The organism is Pandoraea horticolens, assembly GCF_902459555.1.
Classification (GTDB): Bacteria; Pseudomonadota; Gammaproteobacteria; order Burkholderiales; family Burkholderiaceae; genus Pandoraea; species Pandoraea horticolens.
Genome location: NZ_CABPSM010000031.1, coordinates 1 through 23,385, shown reverse-complemented (window position 1 = coordinate 23,385; position 23,385 = coordinate 1). Strand labels below are relative to the sequence as shown.

General features: G+C 58.0%; 20 protein-coding genes and 5 pseudogenes. 13 read left to right on the top strand and 12 right to left on the bottom strand.

The window, feature by feature from the left end; genetic code table 11:
• On the bottom strand, positions 1–652 hold a 652-nt coding region (locus tag PHO31112_RS26265; RefSeq protein WP_174995898.1), incomplete at its 3' end, for a hypothetical protein.
• On the opposite strand from PHO31112_RS26265, the gene PHO31112_RS26260 reads away from it, so the two are divergent.
• From PHO31112_RS26260 to PHO31112_RS26240, 4 genes and pseudogenes are all read left to right on the top strand, one after another.
• Positions 651–794, top strand: a complete 144-nt coding sequence (locus tag PHO31112_RS26260; RefSeq protein WP_174995897.1) for a hypothetical protein — start codon at positions 651–653, stop codon at positions 792–794. The genes PHO31112_RS26265 and PHO31112_RS26260 overlap by 2 nt on opposite strands.
• Before the next feature lie 306 nt (positions 795–1,100).
• Positions 1,101–1,601: pseudogene (locus tag PHO31112_RS26250) on the top strand (transposase); the annotation flags it as partial.
• Between the two features lie 39 nt (positions 1,602–1,640).
• Positions 1,641–2,006 carry an IS110 family transposase gene (locus PHO31112_RS26245; RefSeq protein WP_150624585.1) on the top strand — a complete coding sequence of 122 codons (366 nt, stop codon included), beginning with the start codon at positions 1,641–1,643 and terminating at the stop codon, positions 2,004–2,006.
• A gap of 548 nt (positions 2,007–2,554) precedes the next feature.
• Positions 2,555–3,135 (top strand): annotated as a pseudogene (locus PHO31112_RS26240) (DDE-type integrase/transposase/recombinase); the annotation flags it as partial.
• Between the two features lie 52 nt (positions 3,136–3,187).
• Here the strand turns inward: PHO31112_RS26240 and PHO31112_RS26235 are convergent.
• Positions 3,188–3,280: pseudogene (locus PHO31112_RS26235) on the bottom strand (IS5-like element ISCARN85 family transposase); the annotation flags it as partial.
• Between the two features lie 513 nt (positions 3,281–3,793).
• Here PHO31112_RS26235 and PHO31112_RS26230 point away from each other — a divergent pair.
• The 4 genes and pseudogenes from PHO31112_RS26230 (at position 3,794) to hutG (ending at position 9,498) form a co-directional block, all read left to right on the top strand.
• On the top strand, positions 3,794–6,472 hold the full coding sequence (locus PHO31112_RS26230; RefSeq protein WP_150624583.1) for a hypothetical protein: 2,679 nt from the start codon (positions 3,794–3,796) through the stop codon (positions 6,470–6,472).
• A gap of 134 nt (positions 6,473–6,606) precedes the next feature.
• A pseudogene (locus PHO31112_RS28305) lies at positions 6,607–7,369 on the top strand (integrase core domain-containing protein).
• Between the two features lie 108 nt (positions 7,370–7,477).
• The gene (locus PHO31112_RS26220; RefSeq protein ID WP_150624581.1) at positions 7,478–8,485 is read left to right on the top strand and encodes a LysR family transcriptional regulator; all 1,008 of its coding nucleotides are present in this window, start codon (positions 7,478–7,480) and stop codon (positions 8,483–8,485) included.
• Positions 8,486–8,700: 215 nt separating this feature from the next.
• Positions 8,701–9,498: an N-formylglutamate deformylase gene (gene hutG / locus PHO31112_RS26215; protein WP_150624579.1), complete on the top strand. Its 798-nt coding sequence runs from the start codon at positions 8,701–8,703 to the stop codon at positions 9,496–9,498.
• A gap of 162 nt (positions 9,499–9,660) precedes the next feature.
• Here hutG and PHO31112_RS26210 read toward each other — a convergent pair whose 3' ends face one another.
• The 8 genes and pseudogenes from PHO31112_RS26210 to PHO31112_RS26175 all read right to left on the bottom strand — a co-directional run bounded on the left by PHO31112_RS26210 (position 9,661) and on the right by PHO31112_RS26175 (position 16,513).
• The gene (locus PHO31112_RS26210; RefSeq protein ID WP_150624577.1) at positions 9,661–10,590 is read right to left on the bottom strand and encodes an electron transfer flavoprotein subunit alpha/FixB family protein; all 930 of its coding nucleotides are present in this window, start codon (positions 10,588–10,590) and stop codon (positions 9,661–9,663) included.
• On the bottom strand, positions 10,591–11,340 hold the full coding sequence (locus PHO31112_RS26205; RefSeq protein WP_150624575.1) for an electron transfer flavoprotein subunit beta/FixA family protein: 750 nt from the start codon (positions 11,338–11,340) through the stop codon (positions 10,591–10,593).
• A 103-nt stretch (positions 11,341–11,443) separates the two neighbouring features.
• On the bottom strand, positions 11,444–12,037 hold the full coding sequence (locus PHO31112_RS26200) for a HutD/Ves family protein (protein ID WP_150624573.1): 594 nt from the start codon (positions 12,035–12,037) through the stop codon (positions 11,444–11,446).
• A gap of 16 nt (positions 12,038–12,053) precedes the next feature.
• Positions 12,054–13,241, bottom strand: a complete 1,188-nt coding sequence (locus PHO31112_RS26195; RefSeq protein WP_150624571.1) for an NAD(P)/FAD-dependent oxidoreductase — start codon at positions 13,239–13,241, stop codon at positions 12,054–12,056.
• Positions 13,242–13,378: 137 nt separating this feature from the next.
• Positions 13,379–13,539, bottom strand: a pseudogene (locus PHO31112_RS26190) (IS3 family transposase); the annotation flags it as partial.
• Between the two features lie 7 nt (positions 13,540–13,546).
• On the bottom strand, positions 13,547–14,875 hold the full coding sequence (locus PHO31112_RS26185; protein ID WP_150624569.1) for an MFS transporter: 1,329 nt from the start codon (positions 14,873–14,875) through the stop codon (positions 13,547–13,549).
• A gap of 33 nt (positions 14,876–14,908) precedes the next feature.
• Positions 14,909–15,661: an SDR family oxidoreductase gene (locus PHO31112_RS26180; RefSeq protein WP_150624567.1), complete on the bottom strand. Its 753-nt coding sequence runs from the start codon at positions 15,659–15,661 to the stop codon at positions 14,909–14,911.
• Positions 15,662–15,670: 9 nt separating this feature from the next.
• On the bottom strand, positions 15,671–16,513 hold the full coding sequence (locus tag PHO31112_RS26175; protein WP_150624565.1) for a fumarylacetoacetate hydrolase family protein: 843 nt from the start codon (positions 16,511–16,513) through the stop codon (positions 15,671–15,673).
• 155 nt (positions 16,514–16,668) lie between these two features.
• Here PHO31112_RS26175 and PHO31112_RS26170 point away from each other — a divergent pair, with 155 nt between their 5' ends.
• The gene (locus PHO31112_RS26170; protein ID WP_150624563.1) at positions 16,669–17,619 is read left to right on the top strand and encodes a LysR family transcriptional regulator; all 951 of its coding nucleotides are present in this window, start codon (positions 16,669–16,671) and stop codon (positions 17,617–17,619) included.
• 397 nt (positions 17,620–18,016) lie between these two features.
• Positions 18,017–18,970 (top strand): LysR family transcriptional regulator, encoded by a 954-nt coding sequence (locus tag PHO31112_RS26160; RefSeq protein WP_150624561.1) that lies wholly within the window; start codon positions 18,017–18,019, stop codon positions 18,968–18,970.
• A 31-nt stretch (positions 18,971–19,001) separates the two neighbouring features.
• Here the strand turns inward: PHO31112_RS26160 and PHO31112_RS26155 are convergent, their stop codons facing one another.
• Positions 19,002–19,361 (bottom strand): cupin domain-containing protein, encoded by a 360-nt coding sequence (locus PHO31112_RS26155; protein WP_150624559.1) that lies wholly within the window; start codon positions 19,359–19,361, stop codon positions 19,002–19,004.
• Between the two features lie 62 nt (positions 19,362–19,423).
• Positions 19,424–20,824: an NAD(P)/FAD-dependent oxidoreductase gene (locus PHO31112_RS26150; RefSeq protein ID WP_246178581.1), complete on the bottom strand. Its 1,401-nt coding sequence runs from the start codon at positions 20,822–20,824 to the stop codon at positions 19,424–19,426.
• Between the two features lie 405 nt (positions 20,825–21,229).
• Between PHO31112_RS26150 and PHO31112_RS26145 the strand changes: the two genes are divergently transcribed.
• The 3 genes from PHO31112_RS26145 to PHO31112_RS26135 form a co-directional block, all read left to right on the top strand.
• Complete coding sequence (locus PHO31112_RS26145) at positions 21,230–22,243, top strand: ABC transporter substrate-binding protein (RefSeq protein WP_150624556.1); 1,014 nt, start codon at positions 21,230–21,232, stop codon at positions 22,241–22,243.
• A 58-nt stretch (positions 22,244–22,301) separates the two neighbouring features.
• The gene (locus PHO31112_RS26140) at positions 22,302–23,069 is read left to right on the top strand and encodes an ABC transporter permease (protein ID WP_010804170.1); all 768 of its coding nucleotides are present in this window, start codon (positions 22,302–22,304) and stop codon (positions 23,067–23,069) included.
• 71 nt (positions 23,070–23,140) lie between these two features.
• On the top strand, positions 23,141–23,385 hold a 245-nt coding region (locus PHO31112_RS26135), incomplete at its 3' end, for an ATP-binding cassette domain-containing protein (protein WP_174995899.1).

The window sequence follows — 23,385 nt, the reverse complement described above, 5'->3', positions numbered from 1 at the left end:
GGGCCTTCCACGTCTGCAACATGGCGTCGGTGATCTTCGCTTTCCCGCCCGGGTTGAGCCGGTCTTCGCCGAGCTGGCTCAGCCTGCCGTCGGCACGAAGGTAATGTCGCAGTGCCGTAGCCGGGACCTTGTCCCGCCGGGCCACACCGGCGAGCCCACCCGCAGCCTTAATCTCCGCCTGGTCGAGGGCTTTCCACGTCTGCAACATGGCGTCGGTGATCTTCGCTTTCCTGCCCGGGGTGAGCCGGTCTTCGCCGTGCTGGGTCAGCCTGCCGTCGGCACGCAGGTAATGTTTCAGTGCCGCAGCTGAGACGTTGTCCCGCCGGGCCACACCGTCGAGCCCACCGGCGGCCTCAATCCCCGCCTGGCCGAGGGCCTTCCACGTCTGCAACATGGCGTCGGTGATCTTCGCTTTCCCGCCCGGGTTGAGCCGGTCTTCGCCGAGCTGGGTCAGGCGGCCGTCGGCACGCAGGTAATGTCGCAGTGCCGTAGCCGGGACCTTGTCCCGCCGGGCTATCCCGTTGAGCCCACCCGCCGCCTTAATCCCCGCCTGGTCGAGGGCTTTCCACGTCTGCAACATGGCGCCGGTGATCTTCGCTTTCCCGCCCGACGCGCCAGTTTTTTGTCGAGGGATTTTGGCCGGGGGCGGCATGAAAACAGCATCTTTTTCACTGCTTGCGCCCTGTGGTGCTGAACGCTTTTCCGATCCGCTATTCGAGATGACTTCCGGTGTCGCGGGGAAAAGCGGTCGTTGGGTCGAGCTCGACGGCATGCCGGACCGCCCATCGGCCTGATGCACCACGTGCACATTGGCGGCCAGCGCAGCCGGCGGCCGTGCATTCTGTGGAGGCTGCGCCGACGTTGACGTAGTCACTGGGGGCTGGGAGCGCGTGGCTCCAATGCTGGAAACTCGATCCATGGCTTCAGAGGATAGAAATTTTTGCGATCGCGATTGACTGTCGCATGGTCTCGCCGTCCGCGCTTGCATGAATCGCTCAGTGCGCGGCGTGTTCGGCCGGATGGGTTCTGTCGTGACCTAGCCCCTGCAAACCGGGCCAGCCGGACTCTAGTAAAGTTTGTTTTCGGAGAAGAAGACGAACATGAAGACGCGTTTTACGGAAGAGCAGATCATCGGGTTTCTGAAGGAAGCCGAGGCCGGCATGCCGGTCAAGGAACTGTGTAGGAAGCACGGATTTAGTGACGCGTCGTTCTATACCTAGCGCGCAAGGTTCGGTGGCATGGGAGGTGTCGGAGGCGCGCCGGTTGAAGGACCTTGAGAGCGAGAACGCGCGGCTGAAGAAGCTGCTGGCCGAGGCAATGCTCGATATGGAAGCATTGAAGGTTATCGTCAAGGGAAAGCCCTGAGCCCGCAAGCCAAACGCGAAGCAGGGGCGGCGATTCGGGAGAAGGTCAACATCTCTGAGCGCCGTGCCTGCCGGCTTGTCGGGCTTTCTCGCAGCGTGTTGCATTACGACGCGAAGCCGGACCACGAGAATGAGGTGCTGGTAGCGCGTCTGGTGGAGTTGGCGCACGAACGTCGTCGATTCGGCTACCGCCGGCTGTACGCCCTGGTGGAGCGCGAAGGCACGCACGCCAATCACATGCTGTAATTGCATCTTCAGCTAAGGACGGAGGCTGCCATGGAAACTGGGCCTCTCTCAGTGTGGTTCTATCACGGACTACGACAGAGAGGTGTACCTGTTGATTGCATTCACGCGCGCCATGTGCATGCAGCGCTTGCAACGCAATTGAACAAAACCGACGCGAACGACGCGCACGGTATTGCTCAACTGACGCGCAGTGGCTGGTATCGACCGGTCGCGGTCAAGAGTATCGCGAGCCACGAAGTCAGATTGCTTCTCGGCGCCCGTAGTCAATTGGTCAGTATGCGTACCGGCCTGTACAACCAGATTCGCGGGGTGCTCAAAACCTTCGGTGTAGTGCTCCCGGCACTCGCAGCGCCTGCGAGAAGCTCGTTGAACAGCATGTGCCAGCAACACCGCTGATCCATGGCGTAATCGATATCTTGCTCGATTAGCTGGAAGCATATCGACAGGCAGGTTCGTGAGACCGACAAGGCGCTTGAGCGCATAGCGCGTGCCAGCGACGTGTGCCAACTGCAGATTGACCAGACACATGCTGTTCGAGGCAGCATCGGCTTTGCTCCTGCGTCACAAGCGTGACTGCGCACTTCGACGTTGGGCACAATCACTGATTCCCAGGATTGGATTGCGTAAGGCGCTGGTCGCAACCGCTCGCAAACTCGCCACGCTACTGCTCTCAATGTGGAGACGCGGCAAAGACTTCATCCCAGGATAAATGAACGCTTCGCATCGTAAATGGCTTTACTTGCAACAAGTGCTGTACCGGTTCATCCAGGTCAATTACGTCGCCGCAACGATTCCTTGACGCGCTTTGCGGGAAAACTGCGGCAATCACATCGGAACGTTGTCGCGACTCTCTAACGGCATGTTGTGGCGCCAAGGCGACCACGGAGACGACAAGGAAACGGCTGGCCTGAACCCTATCCAAGAGGAACACCTATTGACAGCAATTAGACGACAAACGAGCGTATCGCCTGTATCGTGAGGCGAGGCTGACGGTGCGGCGCCGTCGCAAGCGCCACGGCGTCATGATTGAACGCGAGCAACTGGCCTTGCCGAACGCGCCCAACGAGGTTTGGTCAATCGACTTCGTGATGGATACGCTAGCCAATGGGCGGCGCCTGAAGTGTCTGACAATCGCCGACGATTTCACGAAAGAGGCTGTCGACATCGTCGTTGACCACGGCATCTCAGGTTTGTATGTCGCTCGCGCATTGGACCGTGCAGCTCGCTTCCGGGGCTATCCCAAGGCGGTGCGAACAGACCAGGGGCCCGAATTCACGAGCCGCGCGCTTGACCAGTGGGCATAGCGAACGGCGTCACTCTGAAGTTGATTCAGGCGGGTAAGCCAACTCAGAATGCGTACATCGAATCGTTCAACGGCAAGTTCCGCGACGAATGCCTCAACGAGCGCCAGGACCACAACGAGCAAAGGCCACACAGCGCACTGAACTATCTTTCGCCAGCAGAGTTTGCAGCGAAACATCGGGCAACAGCGGATGCTCCTGCCGCAGTCCAGGAGCTGGTTTAAAGGGACTTTGCTAGACGCCCGTTGACCCTACTGAGGGGGGCAGGTCCCCCCCCCCCCGGCTTTCGAGCAATACGCGCTCGTTCGTTGCGTCGCCTGATTGGCCAGGCGAAAGGGCGAACGTTACGGCTGTTCGAGCATCCGCCGCATTTGCACAATGTCGAAAGAGCGATTTATGTAAGTTCAAACGGCGCAGCCTCTGAGACAATACGAGCCGCTAACATGACCTGAGCGCAGGAGCATAGAGGCCATATGCTTGGGGAATGGCAAGACGCAAAATCAGCAACGAATTAAGGGCTGTGCTGAAACCTTAATTCCAGCCATCACGCCCTCATCCGAGGGCGGCCGAGTTCGCACGGTAGACGACTGCGCCGCATTGAACGGCGTTCTGCACGTTCTGCAAATCGGTATTCCGCGAGAAGGACTACAACTTTGCTCACTGTCGGCGTTGCCCGACGCAGTGTGGCATCACGGCCCGTATCGCATGTCACGGCGTGGAAAGCAAGGAGTGGCCCGGGCCGGCATTTCTGGGTAGTCGAGCGCACGCATGCCTAGTTTGCCGGTTTTGGAAAACCGCGCATTCGCTTCGAGCGGCGCTCGACATTGATGTTGCGCTGCTCTCTCCTGCTGCTGTGGCCATCTGTAATATAAGGAAGAATTTATGAATAAAAGCTTGGCAATCCTAAATAGTAATAGGAGAAGTAACGGCTATTTTAATATAGCAACGCATGACAATCCACATCCATCCCGCCGGAGCAAGGCTGCACCCGTCAGCGTAAAAAATTCTCCGCGAACAGCGGCACTATATGTTCTTTTGCTGGCTGGGCAGTATGCAGTAGAGGCAACGCAAGTCCTTAAGACTCCTCCCCCCAAAAAAAGTGATGCAGTAAACCCGAAAGTTAACACCGCCGCGAAATCTAACGACAATGAAGCAGGCGAATTCGATTCCAAGGTGCGGGAACGACCCGACCTCGGCACGCCAAAACGTAATTTTAATGAAAGTCACGCATCCGGCATTCAGCCGACATCTCCTGCGACGCCAGTCAAATTGCAGGAGAACTTCCACCGAAATGCCAGCGCTTCCTCGAATCTCACCGGCGCGGTTCCTGTTCTAACCAGCGCAGTCTCTGATGATCCTCACTTGGCAAACGATTCTCGGAGTGATACTTCATCGCCAAACGTCCTTCGAGCACAACCCCACAAACGCTCCGCCGACGACAACAACACCCCTCGCTCGACAGCGGCGAGTGAAGTGCAAACTGAAGAACACCCGCTAATTGCCGCGAGACAAAAGGCCGCTCGAAATCTCCTGGGGGAGGCGGCGGAAGGGGCAAGCGATGCAGATTTATTAGCCTTCGCAAACACAATTCACGCCAATGCGGAGAAAGGTGACAACAACGATATTGTTCGTGATGCTGACTTGGCGCTCTGGAAAGAAGAAGCAATAATCTGGTGTGCCGAAAGTGGTGACAATAGGTTCCCCGTAAGTGAAGAAAAGTGTCTCGAAATCTTCAAAGAGGCATGGGACATTGCTCTAAATCCACCACCGCCTCCGGCTGGGTTCAAAACCTGGCAGCAAGCTAGAGAAGAAGTGGAAAAAAATATGACTGCTAACGAGCGAGTGAAGTATATGTTGGGGCCCAACGGGAGCGTGGGAGGGGCCGCTCGAATAAACGCAAAAGCAACAGAATTTTATTACAGACAATTTGTTGATTACATCGAAGAACACCTCTACAGATTTGCGACGGCAAAGGCCATTGCAAATGCGGGGTTGGCTGGACTTAGCAGACTCGAGATGGAATATCCTATTAATGCCGCACAGGTTATCAGGAGCGTTTCTCTCAATACGCATGTCCGCAGGGGGAATAATCCATTGATAGGTATCCTTCCGAGAATTATTCCGTTGACAAATACTAATCCGGCGGCCTATATATTTCAATTCGGAGGTTCGCGCTGGAATGAGACTTTTGGAGTTATCGGGCCAAACGGAGAATTTCGATTTGCCACTCGAGACTCTCTATGGTTGTTTCGAAATCAGAAAGGGGCAGCTGAGGTAAAACTCAGTAATCATGGAATCCTTCGTGCAATGGGTATTTCGTTCGCAACGCATGCTAAATCATATAATTCTGAATGCAGAATAAGTAATCTCGGGGATTGCCCAATCGATAGCTTTGTTGTTGACAAAGGGCGTGGGCTTGGATATTTCACGTACCTTGATGGAAAGACTGTCAAAGAGATAATGGAACTTCAAATTCGGGAGGAAGTAAAACTACTCATAAAATCATTCAAGGAAGGGAATGATGGAAAGGGTATCATCGACAAGATCTTTTCCGCGATAATTCCATTCTATGATCAGATCATTGATGGCATAAATGATCCGGGTCATGAGTTTAATATCGAAGATATTGCATTGGATTTGATCGATCTGGGCCTTACGCTCACCGCAATAGGCAAGGCTGGCTTCACTTCTCTTAAGGTTGGACTCGTTCATGCCAGAGCCACGCTCGCTTCTGGACAGGGGTTCTTGGCGGCCCTTCGTTCGTTAAAATCAAACATAAGAATTTCCAAATTCATAAGAAAATCTGGAGGCGAGTTGCTTGATTATATTTCACCTCCTTTTACGAATTTTAATGTGAATAGGATGGTGATGGATGCAAACTTGCCAGCGGAGGGTTTAAAGAAAATGAAGAATTTCGACGGAACGGACGTGGTGCGTTGCAAGAGGGGGCTCTTCGGTGATTGCTCTTTTAACTGGAGATCCCGAAATGAAAATGAAATTCTTGAGAATTCCAATTATCTTGACGATATTTACGAAAACGTTTATGCAACATACAAGCATGTTATAAACACGGATTTAAAAAAATTTATTGACGATAGAGCTGATCTTGAAGTGCCTAAGGTTTTATATCGAGCTCAGCCTCGCCCAGGAGCGGAGGCCATTGATGGAGTGAGTTATACAGAGGTTGGTTTCACCGGTCCGGCGCATTCAACGTATGACGACGTCTTGGCTTCAGCTATCCGCCATACCGCGAGTGCGAAAGGAATCAAAGACAAGGCTGCCTCGTTTTCGGGGAGTAGAGGGGTAGCTGAGAGTTTTATGTTGGAAAATAGAAAAAAGGGATATAAATTGTTTAAAATTGACAAGCCAGTCGGATTCAATCCATTTAGGGGAATTGAGAACATTATAAAATACGAGGGCCTTCGATTGGTTAGAGAAGGGAAAATTACCGAGGAAGAATTGGTTGATGCCTGTCACCACGTCTTTGTTACCAAAGAGTATGAGTATTTCTACGTGGGGAACTTTGGAAAAATACCCCAGAATTTAGTGACTGAGGTGTGAGCACAGTAGAGCCGAGGCATTTGTAGCGGCGAGCGAAATTTTACCGTTAGTGGTGCCGTTTGAGCCTGCGACGTCTCCCCCAATTTGAGTAGCATGGTGATTTGGATTCCAATCACGTAGTCGGGAGATTGGACATGAAGAAGCGTTTCACTGAAGAGCAGATCATTGGGTTCCTGCATGAGGCCGATGTGGGGTTGCCAGTCAAGGAGCTCTGCTGTTAACACGGTTTCTCGGAGGCCAGCTATTACCTATGGCGTAGCGAGTTCGGGGACGTGAGCGAGTCCGACGCAAAGCGCCTAGAAGAGCTGGAAGCTGAGAACAACCGGCTCAAGAAACTGTTGACCGAGTCAATGCTGGAGAGCGAGGTCACGCGCGACGCACTGCGAAACTAGGTCTGGTTCGTGGATTTCGTATTCGACCGAACAGCCAAAGGTCGTGTGATCAAGAGTTTGACGTAGTCGATGATGGCACGCATGAGGCAGTGGCCATCGTGCCGGAGCGAGCGATTGGGGGGGGGCAGGCACTGCGCGCATCCTGGATTGGGTGGCATTGCGCCGCGGTTTGCCGCAAGCGATTCGCACCGACAACGGCAAGGAATTTTGCGGTCGTGCAATGCTGGGCTGGGTGCACGGGCGGAGTGTGAAGTTGTTCCTGATTGAGCCGGGCAAGCCAAACCAGAATGCTCACATCGAATCGTTCAATGGACGCTTTAGGGACGAATGCTTGAACGAGCATTGGTTCACCAGCCTGCCGCACGCTACGGTAGTGATCGAGGCTTGGCGGCGGGAATATAGCGAGGAGCGGCCGAAGAAATCACCGGGTGGATTAACACCCGCAACCTACGCCCGAAAACTGGCGGAAAAGCAGTTGCATTCGTCCTCGGACGCTGAAGCCTGATGCGACTGAAAACGGGGAGACGTCGTTATCCCAACAATTTGAGTCGCTTTCTCGTGTATGCGAATCGCTATGCTAAAGTCATCGCTCTCGCATGCAATTTATACGGCTATGAATGATGTGGTCAGTGGACGGTACCCTGACTGGGAGTTGCTCGAAAGTTGGGTTGCCGTTGTCGAAGCCGGGTCTATCTCCGACGCCGCCAAGCGCCTGCGCATTTCGCAGGCAGGTGTGTCGCAGCGCGTGAAGGCCATCGAGTCGATGCTCGATACGGTGTTGCTGGACCGCTCGACACGTCCGGCGCGTCCTAACGCTGCGGGGCTGCGCCTCTTCGAACATGCGACCGCCATCTTGCAAAGCGCCGACCAGATGGTGGAAAGCGTGCGTAATGTCACGCGCGCCAAGCGGGTCGTCGTGCGACTTGGTGCCGTCGATTCATTCGCTGCCACGGTGGGGCCCATCATCATCAAGGCGCTCACCGGCACGTCGCAGCAGATCCGGCTTTGGTCCGGCATCACCCCGACACTCGACGCCTTGCTCGACGCGCGCCAACTCGACATGGCCGTCACCACGACGGGGGTGAGCAGCACGCCCGGCGTGCGTCGACAGAAACTGTTCTCCGAGCCCTACTACGTGGTGCTGCCCAAGGAGGCAGCGCTCGACCGTTTCACCTCGCTGACCGAACTCAGCCGCCATCTGCGCTTCATTCGCTACAGCGCACGCTCGGTGATCGGGCAGCACGTCGACGCCTACCTGATGGCCCACACCGACAACATCGAGCGGACGTGCGAGTTCGACGCTACCGACCCGATGCTGAGCCTCGTAGCAGCGGGTCTTGGCTTCGCAATCACCACACCGCTGTGCATCTGGCAGTCGCGCCATTTCGTGCCCGAACTTCGGGTGGTGCCGCTGTCGGGCTTTTCGCGCCACGGCCGTCCTTACGAGCCGTTGTCGCGCACGTTCTATCTAAGTTCCCGCGAGAACGAACTCGGCAACATGCCGAATGAAATGCACGACTTGCTATGCCGTGCCTATGAGAAGCAGGTGGCGAAGGACATCGCACAGGCGCTTTCACTCAACCCGGACCATGTCTTCTCGTTCGGACTGGCGAGCGACTGATATAACCGAAACCCCATCTAGAACATAAGCGCGCTTTAAGTTGCGCGCCTGCATTTTTTGTGCGGCTTACGCTTGACGCCATCGCACACCAATCCCTACAACGCGGCCGTGTGGTGTGACATTGCGGTTGCGCTTGATGGCACCTTCAGCGCGGAGCGCGGCGTAACGACTGTCGCATCGACGTAGATTACAAACTTTACCGGATGGCTGAAATCATGTCTGAATCCGTATTCCACTTCCAGCAGGGCACCGTGCCGCTGCTGATTTCGATACCTCACCTCGGCACTGAAATTCCTGCTGCGATCACCGCGCAGTTGCAGCCGCACGCGCTGGAGGTGGCCGACACCGATTGGCACCTCGACCGTCTGTACGATTTTGCACAGCGCATGGGCGCGTCGGTACTCGGCGCGAAATACTCGCGCTATGTCGTCGATCTGAACCGTCCGTCGACGGGGGAGAGTCTTTATCCGGGACAGACGACGACTGGCTTGTACCCGATGGAGACGTTCCGTGGTGAGCCGCTCTACCGAAATGGCTCGGAACCGGACACCGCCGAACAGGCCATGCGACTCCAGACGTATTGGCAACCGTATCACGCAAAACTGGAAGCGGAGATCGCGCGGCTGAAGTCGGAGTTCGGATCGGTATTGCTGTGGGAGGCACACTCGATTGCAAGTGTGCTGCCGCGCCTGTTCGAGGGCAAGTTGCCGGACCTTAACCTGGGGACCAATTCCGGCGCGAGTTGCGACGCGAGAGTGCTCGATGCGGTGATCGCGACGCTGGGCGAGCAGCCGTACACCTGGGTGGCCAATGGCCGCTTCAAGGGGGGCTACATCACGCGCAGCTTTGGCCGGCCGGAGCAGGGCGTGCATGCGATTCAACTGGAGATGTGCCAGTCGACGTATATGAACGAGAGCTCACCATTCGCCTATCGCCCCGACCTCGCGGACGGCGTGCGCCCGGTGGTCGAACGCATGGTGCAGGCTGCGTTGGACGCGCTCAAGACGGCCTAAGCGGTCGTGTCCGGGCGCTTCCCTTGAGCATCACGTCTTGCATGACGGCCTCTTCAAATGAAAAACACCCCGCCGCGTTGCCGCGTGCAGGGTGAGGGGACATCTCATTAACGCCGACGCGCTAGCCTCGGCGTTTTTGTTGGCATCGCTTCCCGATGAGCCTCACACCAACTGCGTCAACGCCGGCACGATTTCAAACAGATCGCCCACAAGCCCGTAGTCGGCCACGCTGAAAATCGGTGCGTCGGCATCTTTGTTCACGGCCACGATTACCTTGGAGTCTTTCATCCCCGCCAGATGTTGTATTGCGCCCGAAATGCCCACGGCGATATACAACTCCGGTGCGACGATCTTGCCTGTCTGACCCACCTGGTAATCATTCGGCGCAAACCCCGAATCCACCGCAGCGCGTGACGCGCCAATCGCCGCACCTAGCTTTTCCACCAGCGGATCAAGTATTGCGAAGTTCTCTGCACTACCCAAGCCACGCCCCCCCGATACCACGACGCGTGCCGCTGTCAGTTCCGGACGATCGCTTTTCACCACCTCGCGCTTCACGAAGCGAGAGGTACCCGCGTCAGACACTGCTGCCACCGTCTCGATCGCCGCCGTCTCGCCTTCCGGGCGCGCGGCATCGAATGCCGTCGTTCGCACCGTCGCCACGATCACCGCATCGGACGACTGCACTGTCGCCATCGCATTGCCCGCATAAATCGGACGTTTGAATGTGTCCGGTGCCTCGACAGCAACGATCTCGGAAATCTGCGAAGCATCGAGCTTCGCGGCCACACGCGGCGCCACATTCTTGCCTGCCGCCGTGGCGGAAAACAAGATGTGCGAATATCCCCCCGCCAATGCGATCACCTGCGCAGCCACGTTTTCAGCCAAGCCTTCGGCGAGTTGCGGCGCATCGGCGACCAGCACCTTCTCGACACCTTCGATGCGTGCCGCCGCGCCGGTCACAGCCTGTGTGTCCAAGCCAGCGACGAGTACATGCACCGGCCCGCCAATCTTGCGCGCAGCGCTGACGGTATGCAGGGTCGCGCCCTTGAGTTGCGCGTTGTCGTGTTCAGCTATTACCAGCGTTGCCATTCAGATCACCTTCGCTTCGTTCTGCAGTTTATCGATCAACGTCGCCACATCGGGCACCATCACCCCGGCTTTTCGCCCCGCCGGTTCTTCAACGCGCAGCGTCTTCAGTCGTGGTGACGGATCGACACCCAGCGCGTCAGCCGTCACCACATCGAGCGGCTTCTTCTTCGCCTTCATGATGTTGGGCAACGTCACATAGCGCGGCTCGTTCAGACGCAAATCCGTCGTGATGATCGCCGGCAACTTCAGCGAGATCACTTCCAGACCACCGTCGACCTCACGCGTAACCGTCGCCCAGTCGCCTTCGATCTGGATATCGCTGGCGAACGTTGCCTGTGGCCAATCCAGCAGGGCGGCGAGCAATTGCCCGGTCTGCCCCGCATCGTCATCAATGGCCTGTTTGCCGAGAATCACGAGTTGCGGCTGTTCTTTCTCGACGACGGCCTTGAGTAACTTGGCGACCGCGAGCGGTTGCAACTCAACATCGGTGTCGACCAGCACCGCGCGATCGGCACCGATCGCCAGCGCGGTGCGCAGCGTCTCCTGGCTCTGTGCCGTACCGCAAGACACCGCGACGACTTCGGTCGCCACGTTAGCTTCCTTCAGACGCGTGGCCGCTTCCACGGCGATCTCGTCAAACGGGTTCATCGACATCTTCACGTTGTCGATATCGACCCCGCTCCGGTCGGACTTCACGCGGACTTTGACGTTGTAGTCAACCACGCGCTTGACTGCCGTAATTACTTTCATCAGAGATTCCTCATTACAGAGTTTTCCACGGACGGCGCCATAGCACCGGTTCCGAATTCATGGGGGTTTTGCGGTTCGTCGGCGCAGCCTGGCGCTTCGCCGCTCAAGCTAACGGCTCGATCGCGACAACCGCGCATGGCATGGCGTCTTCAAGCGCGCTCGACGTCACCGTGCACGTGAGGGGCAACGCATCGGCGTCGATCGTTACGAACGTACGGGGAGGCATCACGCACCGCTCGCCCGCGCGGCGAATCTCGCATCTGCCGTCGCCGGAGAACACGACTAGGACGCTACCGATACGCGGCACAAACTCGGCAGGGGTTTCGAGGGCCAATGTCTCGACGCGCGCCAGCCAACGGGTGCGATCGACCATGACATTCAAGGCCTGACAAGCGCCGTCGATGAGCGAGGCTTCCCATCCCGGCTCGCCGTCATACTGCGTAGGCACACCGGGGGCGAGCACGACGGTGTCGCTGCCATGGCGAAGCACGATGCCGTGACCCGCGACGATCAGCGAATGACGGACTACGCCGTCAAAACGCGAGTAGGGACCATCCTGGGTAATCTCGGCGAGGCTCACCCGCCACTGGCTGGGCGAGCTGTCGTGCGCGGCGAGTGTCCGGGTCACCCCGCCGCCATTCTTCCAGGGTTCCGCGCTCACCCGATCGAGCGCGATGAGGTTGTGCGACGCGATCATGGCGTGCTCTATCCGATCAGGACACCGCGCCGAGGCCGTACTTGCCGGTCAGTAGCCGGCCGGTGTGGAAGCGTTCGATCGAGTACGGCGCAAGCGACACGTCGGTCGGCATGCCGAGCGCTTCCTGCGCAAGGATGCGACCAACCGTGGGCGAGAGCTTGAAGCCGTGGCCCGAGAAGCCGTAACCGACGACAAGTCCCTCGATTCCCGGGAGCTTGCCCAGTACCGGATTCCAGTCCGGCGTGACGTCATACACGCCGGTCCACGACGACGCAATGCCCGACGTTTCGTAGGCCGGGAAACGCTCTGCGACCTGGGCACCCACCTCGACGACATAGTCCATCGGGATGTCGCCCTGTTCGACCTGAGCGGCGGCAAGGCTTTCGCCCACGACGCCCTCGCTCACGAGCATCTGGCTGCCGCCATAGCTGCGGCAGTAGAGCATGCCCGGCGAAGCCAAATCCTTGAATACCGGCATCGAGAAGGTGTACTTGGCGACGTCGCATTCGAGCGCGAGCACGGCGTGGCGCTCCGGCGTTACCGGCAGTTCGCGTCCGGTCCAGCCGGCGAGTTCTGGCGTCCAAATGTTCTGCGCGCTGATGACCATCGACGTCTTGAAGTCGCCGATCGACGTGGAAACGCCAACGACCTTGCCGTTCTCGATCAGCACGCGATTGACCTCGGCATTCTCGCGAATTGTCACGCCGCCGCGGCGTGCTGCGCGGGCGAAGCTGGTCGCCACAAGATAGGCGTCGGCAAAACCGGCTTCCGGCTCGTAGCCGATCAGTGCGGCGTCGTCGAACTGCGCAATGGGCAGCAGCTCGCGTGCCTGAGCCTGAGACAGGGTCTCCAGCGGGATGCCTTGTTCGCGCTGTTGGTCGAGCGAGGCGCGCAGCGGTTCGAGCTTGTCACCTTCAGGCGCGACGATCATGTAGCCGCACTTGACCATGCCGCACGAGGCTTCATCGTCGCCGAGATACTCGGCGAAGTTGTTGAAGACTTGCCAGGAGTGACGCGCAAGCTCGACGTTCTCCTTGACGGAGTAATGCGTGCGCAGAATTCCCGAGGACTGAGACGTCGTGCCGGCGCCGATGGTGCCGCGATCGAGCACGAGCACGTTTTTTGCGCCGAACTTGGCGAGATGAAATGCCACCGAGCTGCCGATCACGCCAGCGCCGATAACAACGACATCGTATGTATTCACGGTTCTGCCTTTCCGAATGCGAGGTTTACGAATGGACTGTCGAAGTTTCGTACAATCGAAAAGGCACACCTTCAATATAAGAGCGGGCGATTCTTAGTAAAACCGGCAGCTAAGCTACCCTGGGAATGACACGGGTTGCCGACCGGGCCGCCGCAATAGCGAGGCTTTTTGCTGTAGCCGATCTGCGCACGCAGACCTTCGCTTTTCATCAGGCGACGTACAAAGCAAGGCGGCGGCTGCACGCTTCGCCTATCTCGCGCAGATCCGCCGTGACCTTGCGGTAGCCATTTACGCCACCGCGCGTCTCAGATTTGACTCCGCTCCTTCAGGTACAGATGGCGAGGCACACCCCAGAGTATCAGCAGCGTCGCAACAAGGCACGCGCCGGCAATTGCGTACAGACCAATGGCGGGGCTCCCTGACACCGTCGTGACTTTGCCGACCATGTACGGGCTGATGATTCCCCCAAGTTGGCCAAATCCGTTGATCAGAGCAATGCCTCCTGCCGCAGCAATACCTGTGAGAAATCGGGAAGGTAGAATCCAGAACAACCCCAGCGACGTGATGATCCCGGTTGCTGCAACAGTCAGGCCAATCACAAGCATCAGCGTGTTGGACGGAAACAGCCCGCAAACCAGATATCCCACTGCCCCGGCAAGCGCGCTCATTCCAAGGTGCCACCTGCGCTCACCCGTCCGGTCCGAACTCCTGCCGGCGAGAACCATCACAACGCCAGCCACTGCATACGGAAGCATGGAAATGATGCCAATTTGTAATGCATCCGATGTTCCTGCACTCTTGATCAACTGCGGCATCCAGAAAACCAGGCCATAGATGCCCATCGCAAGAAACACGTAGATGAACGCCAGCATGATCGTGACGGGATCTCGCAGCGACGCCCCCAGCGAATGGACTTCCCGAGCCTTGGGGTCATTGGCAATCTGCGTCTGAAGCACCCGCTTCTCCTGCGCGGTCAACCAACGTGCCGAACTGATGGAGTCGTCGACGAAAAAGAAAACGACGACCCCGAGCACGATCGACGGAATGCCCTCCAGAAGAAACAGCCATTGCCATCCCGCCAGCCCGTGCATGCCGTCGAAGTATTTAAGAATCGCTCCCGAAATCGGACCGCCGATAATGCCGCAAAGCGGAATCGACGCCATGAAAATCGAGTTGCATCGCCCCCGTCGCTCTGAAGGGAACCATGTGGTAAAGAAATAGAGAACCCCAGGAACGAACCCGGCTTCCAGCGCGCCGATGGCAAATCGAAGTACGTAGAACCATGTCTCGTCGCGCACAAACATCATCGCTGCCGACGCAATCCCCCACGTGACCATGATGCGTGCGATCCACTTTCTTGCCCCCACCCGGTGCAGGATGATGTTGCTCGGAACCTCGAGCAGAAAGTAGCCTATGAAGAAGACGCTTGCCCCGGTACCGTAGATTGCATCACTCAAACCAAGCTCGCTCTGCATCTGAAGCTTTGCGAAGCTAATATTGATCCGATCAAGATAGGAACAGACAAAGCACATCACGAACAGCGGGATAAATCGCCAGAACACTTTTCGCGTGGCATTTTGCGCGTCTACGTCTGTGTCGACATCCAGCGGCCCAATAGGGCGAGCAGTCTCCATTGTTGTCTCCTTTGTTGATTATTTTTTTGCGTTTTAGTAAGTTGCCCGACCACCGGAAAGATCGAATACGGCACCGGTAGTGAACGAGTTTTCGTCCGAGGCCAACCAGGCAATCAGCGACGCAATTTCGCTCACTTCGACAAAACGGCCACGCGGGATTTTCGAGAGCATGTAATCGATGTGCTCCGCCGCCATTTGCTCGAAGATGCGCGTGCGCGCGGCGGCTGGCGTTACGCAGTTGACCGACACGTTGAGCCTTGCCGTCTCTTTACCCAAGCTCTTTGTCAACGCAATGACCCCTGCCTTTGCGGCGCTATAGGCTGACGCGTTCGGATTGCCCTCCTTTCCTGCAATCGATGCGACGTTGACAACGCGACCGTAACCTCTCTCGATCATGGTCCGAATCACGGCTTTGTTGACATGGAAGGTTGCGTCCAGGTCCACGTCGATAACGCGCCGCCATTCGTCGTCCGGGTACTCAGCCAGCGGCGCGTTGGGACCGGCGATGCCAGCGCTGTGCACCAATGCGTCGATCTTGCCAAAGGCGCCAATCGTTACGGTCACAGCCTCGCTCACCGCCTGCGCATTTGTGACATCCACCGTAACGGTATTGACCTCGCCGAAGCGTCCAAGCTCGGTGCGCGCAGCGGCAAGCGCGGCTTCGTCGCGGTCCCACAGCGCCACGCGTGCGCCACTGGTCAGCAGTCGTTCTGCCACGGCAAATCCGATACCGTGGGCGCCACCGGTAACAACGGCGGATCGCCCCAAATAGTCGTATTGGTTCATCGAAGCTCCTCAACCCTGCACGAGATGTTGACGCTGTTGACCGAGGCCCTCGATGCCGAGGCTCATCACCTGGCCCGCACGCAGATAGACGGGGGGCTTCTGTCCCATGCCCACTCCCGGGGGAGTTCCCGTCGAGATGACGTCGCCAGGATGAAGGCTCATGAACCGACTCAGATAGGAAACGATCTGCGCGACAGAGAAAATCATCCGGCTGGTATTGCCAGACTGGTAGCGAGTCCCGTCGACGTCCAGCCACATCTCCAGCCTTTGAGGCTCGGGAACCTCATCGGAAGTGACAAGCCAGGGGCCGAGCGGTCCGAACGTATCGCAACCTTTGCCCTTGTCCCACGTGCCACCCCGCTCCAGTTGGTACTCCCGTTCCGACACATCGTTGATCAGGCAATAACCCGCGACATGGTCGAGCGCGTGGGCTTCGTCGATGTAGCTCCCTGCCTTCCCAATCACCACGCCCAGCTCGACTTCCCAGTCGGTCCGCTTCGAGCCGCGCGGAATAATCACGTCGTCGTTGGGGCCGCAAACCGCGGAAAGCCACTTGTTGAACACGACGGGTTCGGACGGAATGGGCATTCCGGATTCTTCAGCATGATCCACATAGTTCAACCCGATACAAATGAACTTTCCGATACCGCCAACGCACGGACCAAGGCGGGTCGCGTGATCTACACGCGGAAGCGTCGACAGATCAATACTCCTTAACCGTTCAAGCCCCTCTGGCAGCAACGCGTCTCCTCCGATATCGCTAACGATGGAAGACAAATCGCGAATGTCCCCTTGCGCATCGAGTACGCCGGGCTTCTCTTGACCTCGCTCGCCAAATCTGAGCAACTTCATTTCCACTCTCCTATGCATTTTTCTCGTTCTGTCGGCACAACCTTGCCGACGAGGCGTGCTCAGAAATGTAGAAGAGTGCGGATGTTTTGAATAATGATAGATTGCGAGCACGCGATAACTTTCCCTCATCGGGTCTTTCCCCTAGAGACAACGACATGCTTCCAAGTCCCGACTCGCTTTCCACTCGCCTCAAGCTCAAGCAACTGAGGTTGCTTGTGGCGATAGACGATTTCGGATCGCTCCATCGAGCTGCCGACGAGCTGGCTTTGACGCAACCTGGAGCGACCAAGGCGTTGCGGGAGATCGAATCCACCTTCGGCAATGAGCTTTTCGTCAGGACCTCTCAGGGAATGGTGCCGAACGAGCTAGGCCGATGTGTCATTCGTTACGCCAAGCTGATACAGACCGATGTGACCCACCTTGTCGAAGAAATGGAAGGCGTGCTTACCGGTATTGGCGGGCGGCTCGCGGTGGGAGCCATCATGGGCGCCGTATCTGGCGTACTGGTCGATGCGGTGACGCGACTTCGCCGGAAGCAACCGTCGCTCAGAACGGAAATCACGGAAGACACCAGTGTCCGCCTTCTGGCGCTGGTGGAAAGCGGAAGGCTTGAGTTAGCACTTTGCCGGTTGAGTGTCGCGCGCCAACCGGAGAATTTCGTCTATATTCCCTTGCGCGACGAACCGCTGACGATAATCGCCGGCCCCACCCATCCATTGGCCAGCACGCCAAGCCTCGCACTTGCCGATCTTGCTGACTGCGGGTGGATCGTCTATCCGAGAGTCATGCCGCTACGCAGCCTTCTTGAGCGAGAGTTCAAAGAGGCGGGGCTTCCGTTTCCCGCGCACCCGATTGAGACAGCATCAATGACGGCCACGATGCTACTCCTGCAAACAGACCCCAATTTGGTGACCCTCATGCCGCGCGACATGTCCGACTTTCTGATCGAGCATGGACTCGCGATTCGACTGGACATCGATGTACGATCGCGCACGGAGCCCTATGGAATCGTCACAAGACGAGGCACTTCACTGAGCGCTGCGGCACGGTTGCTTATCGACGAGCTTACGAATTCGGCCAAGGGCGGGGCGGACGGGTATAGGTGACGACGTTTCTAGCAGCTTGAGCGTGACCTGCCCCTTTCAGTAGGGCCAACGGGCGTCTGGCAAAGTCCCTTTAAACCAGCTCCTGTGAAGCGGCAGGAGCATCCGCCGTTGCCCGATGTTTCGCTGCAAACTCTGCTGACGAAAGATAGTTCAGTGCGCTGTGCGGCTTTCGTCCGGCTGACCCGGTTTGCAGGGGGCAGGTCAAACGTCGCGTCCCCCGGACGCCAAGACCAGGTGCTATTGGAATCGGGGCGACGTCGCGACGATCAAGGATCATTTCTCGCCAACGCTATAATGCCGCGGCAAGTACGCTGAAGATTCTTGCTGCGCGCCCAGGCCGCAGTGAGCTTTGCGCGTCCCACATATGGCGTTTTTGTTTGATTGGAGATGCGCCTTCATGAATTCCATCGCACCGCCGATCGACCTTCGCGCATTGCAGGTGTTTGTCACCGTCTGCGAAACCGCCTCGATGACTGAAGCCGCTCGCGTACTCGGCATATCGCAGAGTGCGATTAGTCAATGTATCAAGGTACTTGAGCGTGAGCATGGCGACGTTCTGTTCGACCGGCAAATGAGGCCGTTAAGACCTAACGCCGCTGGCCGCGTTCTGCTCGACAGGGCGCGTCCATTGCTCGCCCATGCCCGAGACGTTGCTCTCAGTGTTCGTGCAGCTACTAAAACGAGCTTGTCGCTGTTGCGCATAGGCTGCGTCGACTCGTTCGCCGCAACTATCGGACCGGCCCTCGTGGAACAACTGGTCGGTACGGCAGAGAATCTTCGAATGTGGTCTGGCCTGACCCCGATGGTCAGTGAGCAGTTGGTAAATCGCGAACTGGATCTCGCGATTTGTACCGAGTCGACAGTCGATCCCGAACGTGTCACTCAGCAACTGCTTTTCTCGGAGAGATTCGTCGCCGTCGTTCCGCTGTCACATGCGGGCGCGCCATTTGTCGAAGTCGCGCGCAGCATCCCGTTGATTCGTTACTCCCGGCGTCAAATGACTGCGCAGCAGGCGGAACGATTCATCCGCCATATCGGAATTGACGCCCCCGCCATGTATGAGTTCGACGCGACGGACCCATTGCTTAGTCTGGTTGCCTCCGGGCGCGGCTGCGCGTTGACAACGCCACTCTGTTTGCTTCAGGCGCGGCACCACCTGCCCAACGTTGCGTTGGCGCCATTACCCGAAAGTCCTCTGGCAAAGCGCCATTTTTTCCTGCTGAGGCGCAACGGGGAATGGGACGACATCGCAAAATTACTCGCTGACTGTGCCATCCGGACACTGCGCAATGAAGTCGAGCCGACGCTTCGCAAAGCGATGCCGGCTCTGCCACTCGAATTATTCAATTAACCTTGGTTGGCGTGTCGTAAGATGTTCCGGATTAGCGGTTGTGAAACACGTACCACTTCCGTGTACGCTCCACGACTTCTAGTGTCCCTTTAAAACCGGGCTCAAGCACGAAAGTGTCTCCCGCGCTAAACTCCACGCGCTCGCCGCCCTCGGGCTGGATATAAAAACGTCCTTCAAGGACAAAGCAATATTCCCAATCGTTGTAATCGAGCGCCCATGTGCCCACCGACGACTCCCAGGTACCGACTTGGTACTGTTTGTCTTGAGACTCGTATCGGTTGACAACGAATGCTTTGGGATCGCCAAAGACGGGGGCGCCTCCCCAGTCTTCCCCGAACGCCGCGGTACCGTTCGCAAAGCGAAGGGCATGGAGATATTGATTTTTCTTCATAGTGAATTCCTGGTCAAAATGAGTGCTATCGAATTGAGGGACTCGTCGATGACGGCCCGCCGTTAGAATCCCGCGTCCACGATGGTGGGAGACCCGTCACTGAATCTCTCCAGACGAAAGTCTCTGGCGTCGACGATTGGGCTGTCGTTGCAGACGATGTCAGCCATCAATCGGCCGGCCGCCGGCGCGATCCCGAACCCGTGCCCCGAATAACCGGTCGACACATACAGGCCGGGATGCGAGGCGACGCCGGATATGACCGGAATGGCATCGGGGGTAACGTCCATGTACCCGGCCCAGCGTTGCGCAACCCGGATGCCGCGAAGCTGCGGAAATGCCTCGAGAAATCCGCGCAGCGCGTATTCCGTACTTTGCAAGACCGGAGACGGATCCAGTTCGCGCACATCTTCGAAGGGCGACGTCTTGTCCAACGGCCAGTGGCTGGGGCGCATGAGTTCCGAGAAGAATCGCGAACCCACACTCAGGCGCAAGGCCGAGCCCTGACTTTTCAATGCTTCTATGTACTTGAAGAACAAGCGAAACGCGTCCGGGGTAAGGTCGGCATACGTTCGGAAACCGCTCGCGATCGTGTACCCGCCGTCGGCTCTTTTTCGGAACGCGAAGTGCTTGTTGCTCGCCCCTATTGCCGGACCGTCCTTGACGGCGGTGGTCCGTAGAACCGAGCCTCTGGCCAGAAGCTGAGGAAGCTCAACCCCGAGGCTGCGGCATAGCAGCCGTGACCAGGCGCCGCCTGCAATCACGACGCCTTTACACTTGATTTCTCCCCATTCCGTCACAACGCTGCTCACCGCCCCAGCGCTTGTCTCAACGCCCCGAACTGCGCAAGGCGCCACCACGCTGACCCCTCGCGCACGTAGTGCAGCGGCAATGGCGGGCGCCGCTTGCTGAGGTTCGGCACGGCCGTCCGTCGGCGTATACAAACCGCCCTTGAATCGAACTGCCGACTGCGGCAATAGCCGGGCGATCTGTTCAGTGTCGACCAACTCCGTGTGAAGTGCTTCGCCCACCAGATCTTTCGCGCGTCTGAGCCAGCTCACATAGGTGTCCAGCGTCTTTTCATCCGACGTCATATACAGCAACCCGCATTGCTGATAGCCGGTGTTCCCACCTAACAACTGGTCGAACTGTCGCCACATTTTCGAGCTTTCAATGCTCAGGCGGAGTTCGCGGAGGTCGCGGCGCATGACGCGAACCCACCCCCAATTTCGACTCGACTGCTCTCCGGCAATACGTCCCTTCTCGCAGACAGCAACACTCAACCCCTTTTCGGACAGATGCAGCGCGGTACAGAGGCCGACAATTCCTCCACCGACGACGACGACGTCCACCTTTTCCGGCAAGACAGGGTCCAGCGCAACGTTTTGTACTTCAGGTCCCATCGGATTCCTCAACTCATTGATCTGTCGATCGAGCTTGTCCCATCGACAGATGTCCATGGGCATAAGAAATGACAAAGATGCCACTCGAGGGACCAAACATGAATCCGGATAAGACGATCTAATACTGAAGATTTCAGTTTCTGCACGACTACGCCCGGTCATCGGGCAAATGCTCGCCGGGGGCAACCACCCCAACCACCCATTCCCAGAACGCAAGGATGCCGAGGGGAGCATGGCGACAGCCCCTAATAAGCCGTATTAGTTTTACTTCACTTATTTTTTTCCTCTCCCCGCATCCCTACAATCGCCGGAAATTCGAGTGCAAATTCATTGTGGCGCAACAATTGGGCTGCCTGCCGTTGCCGGGGTGCACCGCCTCTGACACGAGGCGTGCCAAGGCGGACAGCCCCAATCTGAGGCGCACCTAACGTTCGACGCGAGTTTCACGAAGCCTCCCAGGAGAAATGCATGAACTTTTCACGACGTCAGTTCCTTCGCACCAGCGCCACCATGTCAGCCCTGTCCGCCGTTAGCGCCGTCGGCGGTCTGTCACTGACCGGCACGGCCCGCGCCGCAGACGCCATCACGGTTCAGTACGGTGGCTCGGCGTGGCTCGGTCACTACCCGGCCTATCTCGCCATGAAGTCCGGTGCGTTCGCGGCCGCCGGCATCAATCAGCAATGGCAATCGTTCGGTACGTCGTCCGCACGCATGAGCGCCGTGCTGTCAGGTGGCATCGACATCGCCTGCACCGGCATCGTGTCGGCGCTCGCGCTGATGGCGCGCGGCTCCAAGCACTTCTCCATCGTGGCGATCCCGGATAGCTTCTCGCGCGTTGAGGGGCTGCTCGTGCGCGACAGCGTGCGTTCGATACAGGATCTCAAGGGCAAGAAGGTGGGGGTGACGTTTGCCTCCAGCTCGCACCTGCTGGTGCTGGATCTGCTGGGTAGCGCCGGTCTGTCGAACGATGTGACCCTCCTGAATGTCCCTGCGCCCGAGTTGCCTGGTGCGATTCAGTCGGGCCAGATCGACGCTGCCGCAGTCTGGGCGCCGCAGTTCAACCGCATTCGCGCCATGTCCGGCATGAAGCTGCTCGCCGACGACACACAGTTTTCGCTCCATAAGAAGTACGGCGTGACGCCGGGCCCGGACGTGCTGATCGTGCGCAACGCGTGGGCGGAGAAGAACGTCGACACCGTGCGCAAGTATCTGAGCGTGTACTTCGAAGCCAGTCAGATGTTGCGAACGAAGCCCGAGGAAGCAGCGCGCTCGCTGATCGCCCTGACCGGTATGTCGGCGCTTGATCAGATTGAAGCCATCAAGGACGCCGAGTGGTACACGCTCGAACAGCAGACCCAATTGCTCAAGTCGCCGGGTAACTATGTCGACGGCCTGCAACGTCTTGCCGAAATGCTCGTGACGTACAAGCAGATCGACAAAGCGCCCGCTGTGCGTCAGTGGGTCAACACGTCGTATCTGTAAGTTGCCGCGCGCCGGTACCCGTCCAACGGGTACCGGTGCTCGCAAAAGGAGTCTGATAGTGAATCATCGTCAACCGTCCCGCGCCACGTTGCTCGGCGTGGGATTCGCGTCCGTGGTCGTGTTCCTGCTCGCGTGGGAGATGGCCTGCCGCTCGGGGATCGTCGACCCCTTGTTCTTGCCGCCCCCGTCGGCTGTCGGGGAACGCATCGTCTCGATGCTGGCCGACGGCTCGCTGCTCGCCAATGTGCTCGCCTCCACGCGCCGCGTGATGACCGGCTTCATCGCCGCAACGGTCGTGGCCATTCCCCTGGGCATCGTGCTCGGCACGTCGAGCTACGCCCGCGCCGCCTTCGATCCGATCCTGTCGTTCCTGCGCCCGCTGCCGTCGATGAGCTGGATTCCGCTCTCGCTGCTGTGGTTCGGTATCTCGGAGACGCAGAAGTACAGCATCGTGTTCATGGGCACATTTGCCCCGGCGCTGGTCTATGTGATCGAAGCCACACGCAATGTCGACCCGCTGCTCATTCGCGCCGCGAAGAACCTCGGCGCGAGTAACGCGCAGGTGATGCGCGAGGTCATTCTGCCCGCGAGTCTGCCGCAAATTCTCTCGGGCCTGAAGATCATTCTCGGTCTGTCGTGGACGTGTGTGATCTCGGCCGAACTCGTCGCAGCGCGCGAAGGCCTTGGCTTCCTCATCATGAACGGCAAGGAGTTCTTCCAGACGGAAGTCGTCGTGCTCGGCATGGTGATGATCAGTGTCACCGTGCTAGTGACGGATATCGTATTTCGCGCCATCGAGCGCAAGGTGTTGAGGTGGCAGGCATGAACGATCGCATCGAGTCTCACGCTGGCGCGCAGCGCACCCCCGGTGGTGCGGCCTCAGGCAACGCCGAAACGATGATCGCTATCGACGGTGTCTCGAAGCGCTATGGCGACTTCCAGGCGCTCGAGCGCGTGGACATGAACATTGCCCGCGGTGAGTTCGTGGTGTTGCTCGGCGCGTCGGGTTGCGGCAAGTCGACGCTGCTCAACCTCATCACCGGCTTCGACGCACCGACGACCGGGCAGATTCGTGTGAACGGCCGTCAGGTGAAAGGCATCGATCCGCACTGCGGTATGGTCTTTCAGCAGTACGCGCTGTT